The organism is Streptomyces sp. NPDC053076 (assembly GCF_044546845.1).
Classification (GTDB): domain Bacteria; phylum Actinomycetota; class Actinomycetes; order Streptomycetales; family Streptomycetaceae; genus Streptomyces.
In genome coordinates this window covers 430,897-447,025 of sequence record NZ_JBITZL010000005.1, presented here as the reverse complement: position 1 = coordinate 447,025, position 16,129 = coordinate 430,897, and the positions used below count along the sequence as shown (strand labels likewise).

Sequence of the window (16,129 nt, the reverse complement as noted above, 5' to 3'; positions counted from 1 at the left end):
TCATCTTTAAACCGGGGGATACCGGCGGTAACGTTCGGCCACCCCAGTCGCTAGGAGCCGCCATGCCACGGCGAACCCCACGAAACGCCCTTGCCAGACTGAGAACGTCCCGCCAACTCTTCGGGTTCCTGAAGACCGCGTCCGTATGCGTGCTTGTCGCCGGTCTTCTTTCCCCCCTCACCCAGACAGCGGTGGCGGCCCCCGGCACGGCGGCCTCCAACGACTACTGCGGCGGCCGATGTTCGGACATCCTGCCGCCCGGCGAGAACGGCAACGCGACCCTCGCCCAGATCCTGCTCAACCAGGCATTCGGTACCCAGCCGTCACACGCCGAGGACCAGCTCGGCCCGTACGCCGACCTGGCGACCGGTTACTCGGGTCTCACCGACGCGAAGATCAACGCCTTCTTCGACGACGCCTCGTTCGGCGTTCCCTCCGACCAGGTCGCCTCCACCGAGAAACCGGCCGGCCGCGGCGACGTGACGATCGTCCGCGACAAGAAGACCGGTGTGCCGCACATCACAGGCACCACCCGGTACGGAACGGAGTTCGGCGCCGGATACGCGGCGGCCGAGGACCGGCTGTGGCTGATGGACGTCTTCCGGCACGTGGGCCGCGGCCAGCTGACCGGCTTCGCCGGCGGCGCGCCCGCCAACCAGGGCCTGGAGCAGCAGTTCTACCGCAACGCGCCCTACACCGAGGCCGACCTCCAGGCGCAGATCGACAACGCCGTGGCCAACAACGGCGCCCGCGGTCAGCAGGCCCTCGGCGACGTGAACGCCTATATCGCGGGTGTCAACGCCTACATCGACGCCTCCGACAGCGGCCGGTACTTCCCCGGTGAGTACGTCCTGACCGGCCACAAGGACGCGATCACCAACGCCGGCACCATAGAACACTTCAAGGTCACCGACCTCGTGGCGCTGGCCTCCGTGGTCGGCTCGCTGTTCGGCTCCGGCGGCGGTGGCGAGGTCAACAACGCCCTGTCCCTGCTCGCCGCCCAGCAGAAGTACGGCGTCGAGGAGGGCACCCGGGTCTGGGAGTCGTTCCGTGAACGCAACGATCCCGAGGCCGTCCTCACCGTCCACAACGGCGAGAGCTTCCCCTACGGCGCCAAGCCCGCCGACGCCCAGGGCGCGGCCCTGCCCGACGCCGGCACGGTGACCGAGGAACCGCTCCTCTACGACCGTACGGGCAGCGCGGCCACAGCGGCCGCCAGGAGCAGCTCCGCCACCGCCGCCAAGGCGCTCTCGAGCTCCGCCAGGCGCGGCATGTCCAACGCGCTCGTGGTCAGCGGCAACCACACCGCGAGCGGCCACCCGATCGCCGTCTTCGGGCCGCAGACCGGCTACTTCGCCCCGCAGCTGCTCCTGCTCCAGGAGATCCAGGGTCCGGGCATCAGCGCCCGCGGCGCCTCCTTCGCGGGCCTGAGCATGTACGTCGAACTCGGCCGCGGCCAGGACTACTCCTGGAGCGCGACCACCTCCGGCCAGGACATCATCGACACCTACGCGGTCGAACTGTGCCAGGACGACTATCACTACCTGTACCACGGCACCTGCACCGCCATGGAGAAGATCGAGCAGAAGAACGCCTGGAAGCCGACCGTGGCCGACGGCACGGCCGCGGGGTCGTACACCATGCGTGTGTGGCGCACCAGGTACGGGCCGGTGGCGTACCGGGCGAGTGTCGGCGGCAAGAAGGTCGCCTACACCACCCTGCGCTCCTCCTACCTGCACGAGGCCGACTCGATCATCGGCTTCCAGATGCTCAACGACCCCGACTACGTCAAGGGCCCGAAGGACTTCCAGAGCGCGGCCCAGCACATCAACTACACCTTCAACTGGTTCTACGCCGACTCCCAGCACACCGCGTACTACAACAGCGGTGACAACCCCGTGCGGGCGAGCGGAGTCGACGCGGAGTTCCCGGTGCGGGCGCAGCCCGCGTACGAGTGGAGGAACTGGGATCCGGCCACCAACACGGCCGACTACACCCCGGCGTCCGCCCACCCCAACTCCGTCGACCAGGACTACTACGTCTCCTGGAACAACAAGCAGGCCAAGGACTACACCACCGCGTCCTGGGCCGACGGCTCGGTGCACCGCGGCAACCTGCTGGAGGACCGGGTGCAGAAGCTGGTCGCGGCCGGCGGGGTGACCCGGACGAAGCTGGTGCAGGCCATGGCCGACGCGAGCCTCGCCGACCTGCGCGCGGAGGACGTGCTGCCGAAACTGCTGAAGGTGATCGACTCCGCCACGGTGACGGACGCCACGGTCGCCGACGCGGTGAACAAGCTCCGGGCGTGGATGAGCGCCGGGGCCAAGCGCACCGAGACCTCGGCGGGTTCCAAGGTCTACGCGAACGCCGACGCGATCCGCATCCTGGACGCCTGGTGGCCGCTGCTGGTGAAGGCGGAGTTCGAACCCGGCCTGGGCAGCGATCTGTACACCGCCTTCACGGCCAACGCGCCGATCGACGAGGCCCCGTCCGCCGGGCACGGCCCGACCGGCTCGCACGCCGGCAGCTCCTTCCAGTACGGCTGGTGGAGCTATGTCGACAAGGACATCAGGGCGGTGCTCGGGGAACCCGTGCGGGGCGGGCTGACGCAGAAGTACTGCGGCGGCGGCAGCCTCGGCTCCTGCCGGGACAGCCTGATCAGCACCCTGAAGCAGGCGGCCGGTCTGACCGCCGCCCAGGTCTACCCGGGCGACGACCAGTGCTCGGCCGGCGACCAGTGGTGCGCCGACTCGATCGCCCAGCGCACTCTGGGCGGCATCAAGCACGGCAGGATCAGCTGGCAGAACCGGCCGACCTACCAGCAGGTCGTCGAGTACACCTCGCACCGCTGAGGCACCGCTGAGGCACCGCTGAGGCACCGCTGAGGTGCCGCGGGCGGCGGGTCAGGCGATACGGCCCGCCGCCAGTACCACCCGCGCCAGTTCGGGGTGCACGATGTCGCTGTGCGCCCCGGACGGCGCGCCCCCGCGCCGGACCACGGCCGCCACGTCCACGTTCACGCAGCCCGACGGCGGCAGCGGACCGCGCAGGGCCGCCGCCAGGTCCAGGCGTGCGGTGCCGGGCACCGCCTGCACCCCGTCGTGCCCCATGGCCCCCCACTGCGGACCCAGCACGGCCGCGATCTCGCTGCCCGCGCAGGTGCGGTCGTCCCCGGCGAGCCGGGAGGCCAGCGGGTAGAACGTGCCGAGGGCCGCGTCGAAGGGGGAGTGACAGCACACCAGAGGGCCGTCGATGCGCTGGTGCCGGTCCTGGAGCGCCCCCGACCGGCCCGGCGCGTGCGGCAGCCGGGCCGCGAACGCGTAGTGCGAGAAAGCGCCCTGGAGCAGGGTCACCGACTTCACCGTACGCACCGACCCGGGCAGCCCGCGCAGCGCGAACGCCACCAGCCGGCCACCGAAGCTGTGCCCGACCAGATGCACCCGCACCCCGGGTGCCACACCGGCCAACCGCCCGAGCACCGGCCCGAGTCCGCGCTCGCCGACCGTCCCGGCCCGCCGCTTCATCTGGTAGTACGTCGCCTGCCGCAGCAGTTCCCTCGCGCCGTCCCACGGATTCGGCAAACCGAACCGGGCACCGTCGGCCGCCGGGCCGAGCGCGGCCAGCGCGTCGGCGAACTGCTCGCACACGGTCACCGGGTCGGCATCGAACACGGCGGGTTCGCCCGGTTCATCCGTGTCGGCCGGCCCGTGGCCCCCGTCCAGCAGCAGCCGCACCAGCCGCCCGAACTCGGTCAGCCCCGCGGTGCCGTCCGGCCGTTCGTCCAGCATCCGGGCCAGCTGGTCCAGCACCGGCGCACGGCCCGGAAAGGTCTCCAGCAGCGCGCGCCGGGTGTCCTTGTCCAGCGCCGGGCGCGGCGCCGCCTCCGCCTCCACGGCCGCCACGGACTTCGGGAAGTCCGGGATCGGCTCGTCGCTGAACCGCATCGACGGCCAGATCACGCCCACGTACCCGAGCCGCGCCCTCGGCGCCAGCGTCGGCATGGGAGCGAAGAAGCGCCGGTACAGCGCGGTCGCGCCCGAGCGGTCGTTGTTCCAGCCGTGCGAGAAGACGATCAGGTCACGGACACCGTGCTCCGCGACCTGCGTCGACAGCCGGTCGCGTTCGGGTCCGGCCACGTCCCCGTCCGCGTCGAAGGTCAGCTCCCAGTAGGGAGTCACGCTCATCCCAGGATCCGCCATACCAGGCTCCCTCGTCACCCGCAACGGTGCGCTGCGCGCGTATCGTCCTGCCGGGGTGCGGGGTTGGCCAGACACCGCGGGCTACTTGTAGAGGAGATATTCCTTTCGGACCCGCCGGAACGCGGCCAGCTCCTCCTGCCAGGCGCCCGTCACCTCCTCGGTGCCGGCGCCCGCGTCGATCATCGTGCGCACCCGGTCGGAACCGGTGAGCTTGTCGATCCAGTGGTCGGAGCGCCACGCGAAGCCGTCCCACACCTTCCTGGCGGTCACCAGCAGCGCGATCCCGGTGCGCACGGGGTCGTAGGCGGCCCGGTCGGCCACGTGGATCTGCACCCCGCCGACGGTCTTGCCCTGGAACTTGGAGAAGGTGGGAGTGAAGTACGCCTCCCGGAACCGCACGCCCGGCAGCCCGAGTTCGTTCACGGCGGCGGCCCAGCGCCCGTCGACGCCCTCGGCGCCGAGGAGTTCGAAGGGGCGGGTCGTGCCGCGGCCCTCGGAGAGGTTGGTGCCCTCGAACATGCAGGTGCCGGAGTACACCAGCGCCGTGTCCACCGTGGGCATGTTGGGGCTCGGCGGCACCCACGGCAGGCCGGAGTCGTCGTAGAACCGGCTGCGCCTCCAGCCCGACATCAGCACCGTCTCCAGCGGCACGGGTGTGGTCAGGAACTCCTCGTTGAACAGCCGGGCCAGCTCCGCGACGGTCATGCCGTGCGCCTGCGCGATCGGCTGCCGCCCGACGAAGGTGGCGAACTCCTTGTGGAGTACCGGCCCGTGCGCCGCGCGGCCGGTCACCGGGTTCGGGCGGTCCAGGACGACGAACCGCTTGCCGGCGAGCTGGGCCGCCTCCATGCAGTCGTACAGGGTCCAGATGTACGTGTAGAAGCGGGCTCCCACGTCCTGGATGTCGAAGACGACGGTGTCGACGCCCGAGGCGGTGAAGACGTCGGCGAGTGCCCGGCCGCTCTTCTGGTACGTGTCGTACACCGGGAGACCGGTCGCCGGGTCGTCGTAGCGGCCCTCGGAGCCGCCCGCCTGCGCGGTGCCGCGGAAGCCGTGCTCGGGGCCGAAGACCGCCGTCAGCCGGACCCGGGGGTCCTGGTGCATCACGTCGACGATGTGGGCGGCGTCCCGGGTGAGGCCGGTGGGGTTGGTGACGATGCCCGCTTTCCGGCCGGAGAGCAGCGAGTAACCGTCGGCCGCGAGCCTTTCGAAGCCGGTGCGCAGATGCTCGCGGCGCGTGGTCCCGGCCGGCACGGCTGCCGTCGTCGCCGATGCGAGCAGAGTTCGTCGGGACAGATGCATGAGGTCCTCCGGTGAGTGGTCACGTGCAGGCCGTCCGGGGCTCGTCGCGCAGTTCCCCGCGCCCCTTAGGTTGGTGCACTCGGCCTTCCTTCACACATACCGACCGGTTAGTCTGACGTCGAGCCGAGTCGCGCCGTGTCGAAGGAGACCGATGGTGGAAGCCGTGCAGGATGCGGGAGTGGTCGTCACCGGGGCGGGTGGTGGGATCGGGGCCGCACTGGCCCGGCGGTTCGCCGCCGAGGGCGCCCGGGTCGTCGTGAACGACCTGGACGCCGGGAAGGCCGAGGCGGTGGCCCAGGAGATCGGCGGGACCGCCGTGCCCGGCGACGCCTCCGCGATCGTCGCCCAGGCCCGGGAGGCGCTCGGCGGCACCGTGGACGTCTACTGCGCCAACGCGGGGGTCGCCTTCGAGGACGGCGACCTCGGCGACACCCTGGACGAGAAGTCGTGGGCGACCTCCTGGGACGTCAACCTGATGGCCCACGTCCGCGCGGCCCACGCACTGCTGCCCGACTGGCTGGAGCGGGGCGGCGGCCGGTTCGTCTCCACCGTCTCCGCCGCCGGCCTGCTGACCATGATCGGCGCGCCCTCCTACAGCGTGACCAAACACGGCGCCTACGCCTTCGCCGAGTGGCTGTCCCTGACCTACCGCCACCGGGGGATCAAGGTCCACGCCATCTGTCCGCAGGGCGTCCGCACCGACATGCTGGCCGCCACCGGCAGCGCGGGCGACCTGGTGCTCCAGCCCACCGCGATCGAGCCGGGAGCCGTGGCCGACGCGCTGTTCCAGGGCATCGAGGAGGACCGCTTCCTGATCCTGCCGCACCCCGAGGTCGCCGGCTTCTACCAGGTCCGGGCCGGTGAACCCGACCGCTGGCTCGCCACCATGAACCACATCCAGCAGAAGTGGGAGGCCGGCCGGTGACCACCTCCTCCTACGCCGGCCGGCCCTGGCTCGCACTGCTCGACGAGGCCCAGCGCGCCCCGGTCGATCCCGCCGACTCCCTCGTGCACGCCCTGCGCGAAGCCGTCGCCGAGGCCCCCGACCGCACCTTCCTCGCCTACTTCGACGCCCGTCTGAGCTACCGCGAGGCCGACGAGCTGAGCGACTCCGTCGCCGCCCACCTCGCCGCGCGCGGCCTGCGGCGCGGCGACCGGGTGGCCGTCCTGCTGCAGAACACCCCGCACTTCGTGCTGGCCGTGCTCGGCGCCTGGAAGGCCGGCGCGACCGTCGTCCCGGTCAACCCCATGTACAAGTCGGCCGAGGTGGCGCACGTCCTGCGGGACGGCGAGGTGGCCGCGCTGATCTGCACCGACCGGGCCTGGGAGACGTACCTGCGCGGGACGGCCGCCGACTCGCCGGTGCGGATCGTGCTCACCGCGTGCGAGCTGGACTTCCAGACCCGCGACGACGCGCGCGTGCTCACCTTCGAGCGGCTGCCCCAGGCCCCGGACGCCGACGACCTGGTGGCGGTCGCCCGGCAGGGCGGCCGGGCCCCCGAGGGCCGCGCGCCACGCCCGGACGACATCGCGCTGATCAGCTACACCTCGGGCACCAGCGGCACCCCCAAGGGCGCGACCAACACGCACGCCAACATCATGCACAACGCCGAACGGCAGGCCGCCGGGCTCGGCCTGCCGGCGGCGCCCGTCTACTACGCCCTCGCGCCCCTGTTCCACATCACCGGCATGGTGTGCCAGTTCGGTGCCTGCCTGAGCAGCGTCGGCACCCTGGTGCTCACCTACCGCTTCGAACCCGGCGTCGTCCTGGACGCCTTCGCCGAACACCGCCCGCACTACACCGTCGGCCCGTCCACCGCCTACATGGCGCTCGCCGCCCACCCGGACGTCACCCGCGAGCACTTCGCCTCCTTCGTGAACATGTCGTCGGGCGGCGCCCCCGTGCCGCCGGCCCTGGTGGAGAGGTTCCGGGAGCGCTTCGGACCGTACATCCGCGTCGGCTACGGCCTCACCGAGTGCACCGCGCCCTGCGCCTCCGTCCCGCCCGGCCTGGAGGCGCCCGTGGACCCGGTCTCCGGGACGCTGTCCGTCGGCCTGCCCGGCGCCGACACGGTCGTGCGCATCCTGGACGACCAGGGCGCGGAGGTGCCCTTCGGGGAACAGGGCGAGATCGTCGTACGCGGGCCGCAGGTGGTGCCCGGCTACTGGCGGCGCCCGGACGCCACCGCCGAGACCTTCCCGGACGGCGAGCTGCGCACCGGCGACATCGGGTTCATGGACGAGCAGGGCTGGCTGTACGTCGTGGACCGCAAGAAGGACATGATCAACGCGTCCGGCTTCAAGGTGTGGCCGCGCGAGGTCGAGGACGTGCTGTACACGCACCCGGCGGTGCGCGAGGCGGCCGTCGTCGGGGTGCCCGACGGGTACCGTGGCGAGACCGTCAAGGCGTACATCAGCCTTCGTCCGGGGGCCGAGGCGGCCCCGGACGAACTCGCGGGGTACTGCAAGGAGAGACTGGCCGCCTACAAGTACCCGCGTCAGGTGGAGATCCTGCCCGAGCTGCCCAAGACGGCGAGTGGGAAGATCCTCCGTCGGGAACTGCGTTCCCGCACCGCACAGGACTAGCAGCAGAACGGAAAGGCAGGTGGCGGAAGTGCCCAGGACGACGGACGGAGACGGGACTCCCGTCCCGCAGCGGCTGCTGGCCGCCGCCACCCGGCTCTTCGCCGAGCAGGGCTACGACCGCACTTCGGTGCAGGAGATCGTGGAGGCGGCCGGCGTCACCAAGGGGGCGCTCTACCACTACTTCGGCTCCAAGGACGACCTGCTGCACGAGGTGTACGCGCGCGTGCTGCGCCTCCAGCAGGAGCGGCTGGACCGGTTCGCGAACGCCGACGAGCCCGTGGACAAACGGCTCAGGGACGCGGCGGCGGACGTCGTCGTCACGACGATCGAGAACCTCGACGACGCGATGATCTTCTTCCGCTCCATGCACCACCTGAGTCCGGAGAAGAACAAGCAGGTCCGCGCCGAGCGCCGGCGCTACCACGAGGAGTTCCGCGCGCTCATCGAGGAGGGCCAGAAGGAAGGCGTCTTCTCCACGGCGACCCCGGCCGACCTGGTCGTGGACTACCACTTCGGCTCCGTGCACCACCTGTCGACGTGGTACCGGCCCGACGGACCCCTCACCCCCCAGCAGGTCGCCGACCACCTCGCCGACCTGCTGCTGCGGGCGCTGCGGCCGTAGGACCGGCGCCCGCGCCCGCCGCCTAGTCGATGATCTCCTTGAAGAAGAGGACCGCCGTGGCCGCGGTGCCACCGCCCGCGCTCACCGCGACCGGCCACCCGCTGCCGGCCAGCGCCGCGAGGACGGTGGCCCCGATGCCGGCCAGCGCCGCCAGCAGGAAGACGATCGCGGCGCGCTGAGTGAGGAGCGGCCCGTCCCTCTCCGGTCGCTCGTGGTCGGCCTGGGACACCGTGCCGCTCCTCACCGGCCGGCGCCGGCCGGGGCGCCCACCGGGCCCCGGGGCGATGCCTGGACACCGTCCTGGTCCGTCAGCCGCCACGGGTCCTGCGCGGGGCGGACGAGCGTGAACGCGACCCGGCCGTCCGCGCCCGTGCGGACACCGTGCACGGCGGGTTCGGGCAGGCTGTTGTAGTGGAACGGCGTGGAGAAGTAGTAGGCGCCGGTGTCCGGCACCACGACGAGGTCGCCCGGCCGGAGCGGGGGCAGCGCGCGGTCGCGGGCCAGCAGGTCACCGGCGAAGCAGGCGGGACCGGCGACGTCCTGGCGGACCGGACGGTCACGCCTGGCCGTGCCGTACCGGTCGTACGCCTCGACCCGCAGCGGCCAGGCGTCGGGGCTGAACACGGTGCGCGTCGCGACCTGGACGCCGGCGTGGGTCACGGCGATCGGCCTGCCCCCGGCCGTCTTGGTGTACTCGACGTACGAGGCCAGGAAGCCGTTCTTGGCGAGAACGGAGCGGCCGAACTCGGTGATGACCTCGTACCTGCCCTCGAACAGCCCCGGGGCGTGCTCCCTCAGCTGCTCGACGTACGCGCCGAACGTCGGCGTGACCGCGTCGTCGGCGAAGTTGACGGGAAGCCCGCCGCCGATGTCGATGCCCGCGACCCGGCCCTCCCCGAACGCCGCCGTCACCTGGTCGGCGAACTCCACCGCCTGCGCCACGCCGCGGGCCATGAGGTCCAGGGGGCAGCCCTGGGACCCGGTGTGCGTGTGCACCCAGGTCAGCCACGGGTGTTCGGCGAACGCCCGCAGCAGCCGCTCCCGGTTGCCGGGGTCCGCCAGCGGGACACCGAACTTCGAGGTGCTCGTGGCCGTGCTCATCGCGGCGATGGCGCCGCCGCCGACCTGGCAGTTGAGCCGTACGCCGATCCGCGACGCCGAAGGGCGGTCCGCCAGCAGGCCGCCGATCCGCTCCAGCTCCTGGAAGCTGTCCGCGTTGACCGCCACACCCAGGGCCAGGGCCCGCGCCAGCTCGGCCCGGGTCTTGGCCGGAGAGTCGAAGACGATCCGTTCGGCCGGGAAACCGGCCGCCAGCGCCCGTGCCAGCTCCCCGGCGGTGGCGACCTCGCAGCCCATCCGGTGTCGTTCCAGCTCGCTCAGGACGGGCACGAGGCAGTTGGCCTTCGCGGCGAAGGTGTGCAGCACACCACGCAGTTCGGGCGCGCCGGGAAAGGCGTCGTGCAGGGCCTGGACCGTGGCCGCGACGCCGTCGAGGTCGACGAAGGCGGCGAGCAGCGACTGCTCCGGGTCCAGCAGGCCCTGGCGCACGGCCTCCCGCAGGATGCGTTCGCGGCGCACGGCGGCGGGGGTCACAGCGGTCATGGTGAACCTTCCGGTGTCGGGACGGCGGTCCGGGGCCGTTTCCCCGGACCGCCGTCCCAGGCTGCTCGCCGCGCCCGGGGGCCGTCATCGTCGGTTCCTCAAAGATCCGACCCCGGGCGACGGCGACCCGGCCGGGCGACCGGACCCGGCGGGGCCCGCCGTTGTGCGTGGCGACGAGAACGGCGTCCCGCGTTGGTGCGCGCGCACGAAAGGCCGGCGGCGGTGCCTCACTCTCCGGGTCCCGGTCCCTTGCCGGCGTCCCCGAGCCGCAGTTGCAGTTGCGCCAGCAGCCGGGCCTCCGGATCGCCGAGGTCGAGCCGCGAGACCGCGGTGATCCGGCCCAGCCGGTACCGCAGGCTGTTGGGGTGCACCGAGAGGCTGCGCGCGGCGGCCGACACGTCACCGAAGTGGTCCAGGTAGGCCCGCAGGGACTCCACGAGCCGGCTGCCGGCGTGCTCGGCGTCGAACGCGGCCAGCAGGGCCACGGAGGTGCCCGGCGGCAGCTCCAGCCGGCGCAGCGCTTCGAGCACCTGCGACACGCCGATCGTGTCGGCCACGTCCTCCACCCACGCGACGGTGCGCGCGTCCCCGGTCCGGGTGAGGGCCTTGAGCGCCTGTTCGGCGGTCCGGCGCGACTGCGCGGCCCGCGCCAGCGCCGGAACCACCTCTCCCAGGCCCGCCCGCACCGGCGTGCCGGTCGCCGCCGACAGGTGCGCGGCCAGCGACGTGCCGAGCCGCGTGACCTGTTCCCGCGCCCGGCCCGGCTCCCGGTCCAGCGCGCTCACCAGCACCAGCGCCCTGCCGCCCGCCGGCACGACCACGATCCGGTGGCCGAGTGCCGCGCAGTGCAGGGCGAGCAGGGCGTACAGCCGCGACGGGTCGTCGGACCCGGCTTCCGCGGGCAGTCCGGCGCCGGTGCCCACCGCGAGGACGGCGCAGGGCTCCTCGGCCGGCAGCGCGGCCCGTTCGGCCAGCACCTCGGCGGAACCGCGCTCCTCCAGCAGCGCCCGTGCCGCGTCCTCCACCAGCCGGCTGTCCGCACCGCGCGTGCGGTGGTGGAGCAGGTGCGCGGCGGCAGCCCGGGACGCCGCGCGCAGGGCCTCCGACGCGTCGGGGGACAGCGGCCGGCCCGCGACCGCGGCCACCCAGACGGATCCCAGCACCTCACCGCCCGCGCGGACGGCACACACCAGCCGCTCGGGGTCCTCCCCCTGCGCCCGCCGGTGCAGCACGTCGTCCGCCGTCCACAGGGCACGGAAGAATCCGGCGTCCCGCATGGCGGCCACCCGCCAGGGCGGAACGCGCCGTCCGAGGATGGTCAGCCGGCGCATCTCGTCCACGTTCTCCTCGGTCGAGGAGTACGCCAGCACCCGGGACTCGGTGTCCTCGATGGTCACCGAGCCGCCGACCAGGGCGGCCACGGCGTCGGCCAGCCCGTCGAGATCCCCCAGGGCCAGGCCCCGGGCCGCCGGTAACGGTGCGACTCCCGCCGCGGCCAGCCCGGCCCGCAGCACCGCCACCAGCTCCTCCCAGCGGTACCAGGTGCGGAACAGCACCGCCGTGCCGGTCTCCTGGGCGGCGGCGCGCAGGGCTCCGGCGGATCCCTGGGGGCGGTCCGGACCGAACACCACACCGGCGGCCTCGGCGGCACCGGCCCGGCGCACGACGTCCACCGCCTGGGCCGACCCGGCCGCGACGCCGACCGCGAGCACCAGTTCCCGCGGCCGGATCTCGGGGGCCAGTACGTCGAGCACGGTGACACCGCCGACGGCCACCGCCAGCCCGCCCGGTGCCGTGTCCAGTTCCAGGGCTCCCGAGCCCACCACGGACAGCAGCCGCTCCAGGGTCACCCTGGGTTCCGCCGCCCTACCCCACAGCGTGTGGTCCCGCAGGTCGGTCACGCTTCCCCCACTCGCCGCGCCGCCGGCCGTGCCCCGGCCGCCTCCCGAAGAGCTACGACACCACACCACAGACCGGGCGGTGCCCTCAACGGCGGAATACGGCCGTGCGCCGGGAAGCGGGGAGGGCGGCGGAATACAGCCGTGCGGCGGGAAGCGGGCGACGGCGGCGGGAGGCGGGCGAGGGCGGCGGGAGGCGGGCGACGGCGGCGGGAGGCGGGCGAGGGTCGCCGGAAGCGGGCGACGGCGGCGGGAGGCGGGCGAGGGTCGCCGGAAGCGGGCGACGGCGGCGGGAGGGGGGGCGAGGCGCGGCGGGAGGCGGGCGAGGGTCGCCGGAAGCGGGCGACGGCGGCGGGCCGTCACGGCGGCGCGGCGGGCGAGAGCCCGGCCGCTCGGCCGTGACGGCGGGTGCTCACAGGTACTTCTTCAACTCCCGGCGTGCCAGCGACCGCTGGTGCACCTCGTCCGGGCCGTCGGCGAGCATCAGGGTGCGGGCGCTCGCGTACAGCTCGGCCAGCGGGAAGTCCTGGCTCACCCCGCCCGCGCCGTGCAGCTGGATCGCGCGGTCCAGGATGCCGACCACCGCGCGCGGCGTGGCGATCTTGATGGCCTGGATCTCCGTGTGCGCGCCCTTGTTGCCGACGGTGTCCATCAGCCAGGCCGTCTTCAGCACCAGCAGCCGCAGCTGCTCGACGGTGACCCGGGCGTCGGCGATCCAGTTCTGGACGACGCCCTGCTGGGCCAGTGCCTTGCCGAACGCGGTACGCGAGACGGCCCGCCGGCACATCAGCTCGATCGCCCGCTCCGCCATGCCGATCAGCCGCATGCAGTGGTGGATCCGGCCGGGACCGAGCCGGGCCTGGGCGATGGCGAAGCCGCCGCCCTCCTCGCCGATGAGGTTCGCCACCGGCACGCGCGCGTGGTCGAAGACCACTTCGGCGTGGCCGCCGTGCCAGTGGTCCTCGTAGCCGAACACCTGCATCGCCCGCTCGACCGTGACGCCCGGGGTGTCGCGCGGGACCAGCACCATGGACTGCTGACGGCGGATGTCGGCGCCGTCCGGGTCCGTCTTGCCCATCACGATGAAGATCTTGCAGTCCGGGTTCATCGCGCCGGAGATGTACCACTTGCGGCCGGTGATGACGTACTCGTCGCCGTCCCGCTCGATGTGCGTGGTGATGTTGGTGGCGTCCGAGGAGGCCACCTCCGGCTCGGTCATCGCGAACGCCGAGCGGATCTCCCCGGCCAGCAGGGGCTGAAGCCACTGCTTCTTCTGCTGCTCGTCGCCGAACTGCGCCAGCACCTCCATGTTCCCGGTGTCGGGCGCGGCACAGTTCGTCGCGGTGGGCGCGAGATGCGGGGAGCGGCCGGTGATCTCGGCGAGCGGTGCGTACTGGAGGTTGGTCAGCCCGGCGCCGTGCTCGGCGTCGGGCAGGAACAGGTTCCACAGCCCCTGCTCGCGCGCCTCGGCCTTCAGCTCCTCGACCACCGCGGGGGTGTCCCAGGGGGAGGCCAGCCGGGCCCGCTGCTCCTCGGCGACCGCCTCGGCCGGGTGGACGTACTCGTCCATGAAGGCCAGCAGTTTCGCCCGGAGTTCCTCGGTGCGTGCGTCGAACGCGAAGTCCATGCGGGTCAGCCTTCCTGAAGGGTCGTCAGTCCGTGGTCGATGAAGACGGGTACGAGGTCACCGATGCGGTCGAAGCCGCGGCCGACCGTCTGGCCGAGCGTGTACCGGTAGTGGATGCCCTCCAGGATCACGGCGAGCTTGAACCAGGCGAACGCCGTGTACCAGGAGACGGCCGAGACGTCCCGGCCGGAGCGGGCCGCGTACCGCTCGATCAGTTCCCGCGGCGCGGGGTGCCCGGGCGCCTCGGCGGTGGTGGAGACGGGCGAGTCGGTCATGCCGAGCGGTTGGCTGTACATCACCAGCAGGCCCAGGTCGGTCAGCGGGTCGCCGAGCGTGGACATCTCCCAGTCGAGGATCGCCGTGATCCGGTCGTCGTCGCCGATCAGGACGTTGTCCAGCCGGTAGTCGCCGTGCACGACCGCCGGCGCGGGGGAGGTGGGCAGGGCGCGGCCGAGCGCCGCGTGCAGCTCGTCGATGCCCGTCAGGTCGCGGTTGCGGGAGGCGTCCAGCTGCTTGCCCCAGCGGCGCAGCTGGCGGTCCAGGAAGCCCTCCGGCCGGCCGAAGTCGGCGAGACCGACCTCGGCGGGGTCCACGGCGTGCAGCTCGACCAGCGTGTCCACCAAGGACAGCACCGCGTTCCGGGTGCGCTCGGCGCCGAGCGGGGCCAGCTGCTGGGCGGTGCGGTAGGGGGTGCCCTCGACGAACTCCATGACGTAGAACGGAGCCCCGAGCACCTCCTCGTCCTCGCACAGCAGCAGCGGCCGGGGGACCGGCACCCGGGTCGGGTGCAGGGCGCTGATGACCCGGTGCTCGCGCTTCATGTCGTGCGCGGTGGCCAGCACATGGCCGAGCGGGGGCCGGCGGACGACCCACTTCGAGGTGCCGTCGGAGAGCGCGTAGGTGAGGTTCGACCGTCCGCCCTCGATCAGCCGTCCGGTCAGGGGGCCGTTCACCAGACCGGGGCGCTCGCGGTCGAGCTCGGCGCGCAGCCGGTCCAGGTCGAGCCCGGGCGGGTGGTCGGCGCTCATACATCACTCCTCAGGACGGGTGAACAGGTCTCGACTCATGATGCCGACCGGTCGGTATGCCGTCCAGTGAATGACGCGAAGATCGGAGCGAACGTGACCGGAGCCACCCTAGGCCGACGGCTCCCCGGGCGAGCTGTCCGGGGAGCCGTCGGCCGCTGTCCCGCGGCAGGTCAGTGATCGTCCCAGTGGTCGCCGTGCTCGGCGTGCCGGTGTCCGTCGTGCAGATAGTCGACGTGGTCGCCGTGCGGCACCTGCGCGTGCCCGCACTCGTCGTGGTGCACGTGCTCGTGCCCCTCGTGGACGGCGTGCCCGGCCGGTTCGCACTCGTCCCAGTGCCCCGCGTGCTCCCGGTGCAGATGGCCGTCGTGGGCGTAGTCCACGTGGTCGCCGTGCGGCACGGCGTGGTGGCCGCAGCCCGGTCCGTGGCTGTGCGTCCCGTGTGCGGTGTGTTCCTGGTGGACGGTGGTCATGGTGCTACCTATGGACGCCTATTTGATGTGCATTTATGACGTATGGTCAGGAGAGAATTCCGGAGGTCACGGGCGGCCCTGGACCACCAGTACGGCCGCGCACGCCGCCAGTGCCACCGCGTACAGCACCGCCGCCGCCGCGTGCCGGGGGGCGAGCGCGGGCGGCGGGGTGCCGGTGGCCAGGGTGCGGATGCGGTGGTGGGCCACCCGGAGGAAGCCCAGCCACAGGGCGCAGCACACCGCGCAGGCGACGACCCCGGTGGCCGACAGGCCACCGTGCAGCGCCGCCCGCAGGGCCAGAACGGCGGCCACGGCGGCCGACAGCGTCGTACGCCGCCAGGCCAGCCGGGTGCGTTCGGGCTGCAACCCGGGGTCCCGGACCGCCGGGGCGGCCCCGGACGTCACCCCTCCCACCTCACCAGCACCACCACGACCATCGCGACGGCCACCACCGCCACGACCAGGCTCAGCAGCGCCGGGAACCGGGACGCGGGCAGGTCCTCGCCGCGCCGGATCGCCCGCTCACAGCGCACCCAGTGGTTCACCGCGCGCAGGGAGCACAGCACACCGGCCCCGAGCAGCGCGAGCGCGAGACCGACCCGCCACGCCCAGCGCAGGTCCGGCAGGAACTGGTCCACCGCGAATCCGCCGCCGATCAGCGCCAGCGCCGTGCGCAGCCAGGCGAGAAACGTGCGCTCGTTGGCCAGCGAGAACCGATAGTCGGGCGTGCCGCCCTCGTCCCGCACCCGCTCCGGCGCGAACCACAGCCGGATGTTCCGTACGAATTCGCTCACC

General features: G+C 72.8%; 14 protein-coding genes. 4 read left to right on the top strand and 10 right to left on the bottom strand.

Features of this window, described 5'->3' with window-relative positions; genetic code table 11:
* Window positions 1-62 precede the first annotated feature (62 nt).
* Entirely contained in the window at window positions 63-2,852 is a 2,790-nt protein-coding gene (locus tag ACIGYR_RS23360) for a penicillin acylase family protein (RefSeq protein WP_399601118.1), read from the top strand.
* A gap of 51 nt (window positions 2,853-2,903) precedes the next feature.
* Here ACIGYR_RS23360 and ACIGYR_RS23355 read toward each other — a convergent pair whose 3' ends face one another.
* Both ACIGYR_RS23355 and ACIGYR_RS23350 read right to left on the bottom strand, forming a co-directional pair.
* Window positions 2,904-4,199, bottom strand: a complete 1,296-nt coding sequence (locus tag ACIGYR_RS23355) for a serine-threonine protein kinase (protein ID WP_399601115.1) — start codon at window positions 4,197-4,199, stop codon at window positions 2,904-2,906.
* Between the two features lie 81 nt (window positions 4,200-4,280).
* Window positions 4,281-5,501 (bottom strand): exo-beta-N-acetylmuramidase NamZ domain-containing protein, encoded by a 1,221-nt coding sequence (locus ACIGYR_RS23350; RefSeq protein WP_399601112.1) that lies wholly within the window; start codon window positions 5,499-5,501, stop codon window positions 4,281-4,283.
* Window positions 5,502-5,652: 151 nt separating this feature from the next.
* On the opposite strand from ACIGYR_RS23350, the gene ACIGYR_RS23345 reads away from it, so the two are divergent.
* Genes ACIGYR_RS23345 through ACIGYR_RS23335 form a run of 3 tightly spaced genes read left to right on the top strand, consistent with a single transcriptional unit; the run spans window position 5,653 to window position 8,709 of the window.
* Window positions 5,653-6,426, top strand: coding sequence for an SDR family oxidoreductase (locus ACIGYR_RS23345; protein WP_399601110.1), 774 nt, complete (start codon window positions 5,653-5,655; stop codon window positions 6,424-6,426).
* Entirely contained in the window at window positions 6,423-8,087 is a 1,665-nt protein-coding gene (locus tag ACIGYR_RS23340; RefSeq protein WP_399601107.1) for a class I adenylate-forming enzyme family protein, read from the top strand. The genes ACIGYR_RS23345 and ACIGYR_RS23340 overlap by 4 nt, the downstream gene beginning before the upstream one ends.
* Window positions 8,088-8,115: 28 nt before the next feature.
* Complete coding sequence (locus ACIGYR_RS23335; RefSeq protein WP_391844306.1) at window positions 8,116-8,709, top strand: TetR/AcrR family transcriptional regulator; 594 nt, start codon at window positions 8,116-8,118, stop codon at window positions 8,707-8,709.
* A gap of 22 nt (window positions 8,710-8,731) precedes the next feature.
* Here the strand turns inward: ACIGYR_RS23335 and ACIGYR_RS23330 are convergent, their stop codons facing one another.
* The 8 genes from ACIGYR_RS23330 to ACIGYR_RS23295 form a co-directional block, all read right to left on the bottom strand.
* The gene (locus ACIGYR_RS23330) at window positions 8,732-8,938 is read right to left on the bottom strand and encodes a hypothetical protein (RefSeq protein ID WP_391844308.1); all 207 of its coding nucleotides are present in this window, start codon (window positions 8,936-8,938) and stop codon (window positions 8,732-8,734) included.
* An 11-nt stretch (window positions 8,939-8,949) separates the two neighbouring features.
* Window positions 8,950-10,311, bottom strand: a complete 1,362-nt coding sequence (locus ACIGYR_RS23325) for a diaminopimelate decarboxylase (RefSeq protein ID WP_391844310.1) — start codon at window positions 10,309-10,311, stop codon at window positions 8,950-8,952.
* Between the two features lie 227 nt (window positions 10,312-10,538).
* Window positions 10,539-12,212, bottom strand: a complete 1,674-nt coding sequence (locus ACIGYR_RS23320; protein WP_399601102.1) for a PucR family transcriptional regulator — start codon at window positions 12,210-12,212, stop codon at window positions 10,539-10,541.
* Between the two features lie 409 nt (window positions 12,213-12,621).
* Window positions 12,622-13,836: an acyl-CoA dehydrogenase family protein gene (locus ACIGYR_RS23315; RefSeq protein WP_399601099.1), complete on the bottom strand. Its 1,215-nt coding sequence runs from the start codon at window positions 13,834-13,836 to the stop codon at window positions 12,622-12,624.
* A 5-nt stretch (window positions 13,837-13,841) separates the two neighbouring features.
* On the bottom strand, window positions 13,842-14,864 hold the full coding sequence (locus tag ACIGYR_RS23310; protein ID WP_391844316.1) for a phosphotransferase family protein: 1,023 nt from the start codon (window positions 14,862-14,864) through the stop codon (window positions 13,842-13,844).
* A 170-nt stretch (window positions 14,865-15,034) separates the two neighbouring features.
* Complete coding sequence (locus ACIGYR_RS23305) at window positions 15,035-15,334, bottom strand: hypothetical protein (RefSeq protein WP_399601095.1); 300 nt, start codon at window positions 15,332-15,334, stop codon at window positions 15,035-15,037.
* Window positions 15,335-15,400: 66 nt separating this feature from the next.
* Window positions 15,401-15,739, bottom strand: a complete 339-nt coding sequence (locus ACIGYR_RS23300; protein ID WP_399601092.1) for a DUF202 domain-containing protein — start codon at window positions 15,737-15,739, stop codon at window positions 15,401-15,403.
* The gene (locus ACIGYR_RS23295; protein WP_391844346.1) at window positions 15,736-16,128 is read right to left on the bottom strand and encodes a YidH family protein; all 393 of its coding nucleotides are present in this window, start codon (window positions 16,126-16,128) and stop codon (window positions 15,736-15,738) included. Before ACIGYR_RS23295 ends, ACIGYR_RS23300 begins: the two co-directional genes overlap by 4 nt.
* Window position 16,129 lies beyond the last annotated feature (1 nt).

Coding starts and splice junctions, on each gene's coding strand:
- ACIGYR_RS23360 (WP_399601118.1), top strand. CDS start 63: ATGCCACGGCGAACCCCACGAAACGCCCTTGCCAGACTGAGAACGTCC.
- ACIGYR_RS23355 (WP_399601115.1), bottom strand. CDS start 4,199: ATGGCGGATCCTGGGATGAGCGTGACTCCCTACTGGGAGCTGACCTTC.
- ACIGYR_RS23350 (WP_399601112.1), bottom strand. CDS start 5,501: ATGCATCTGTCCCGACGAACTCTGCTCGCATCGGCGACGACGGCAGCC.
- ACIGYR_RS23345 (WP_399601110.1), top strand. CDS start 5,653: ATGGTGGAAGCCGTGCAGGATGCGGGAGTGGTCGTCACCGGGGCGGGT.
- ACIGYR_RS23325 (WP_391844310.1), bottom strand. CDS start 10,311: ATGACCGCTGTGACCCCCGCCGCCGTGCGCCGCGAACGCATCCTGCGG.
- ACIGYR_RS23315 (WP_399601099.1), bottom strand. CDS start 13,836: ATGGACTTCGCGTTCGACGCACGCACCGAGGAACTCCGGGCGAAACTG.
- ACIGYR_RS23310 (WP_391844316.1), bottom strand. CDS start 14,864: ATGAGCGCCGACCACCCGCCCGGGCTCGACCTGGACCGGCTGCGCGCC.
- ACIGYR_RS23305 (WP_399601095.1), bottom strand. CDS start 15,334: ATGACCACCGTCCACCAGGAACACACCGCACACGGGACGCACAGCCAC.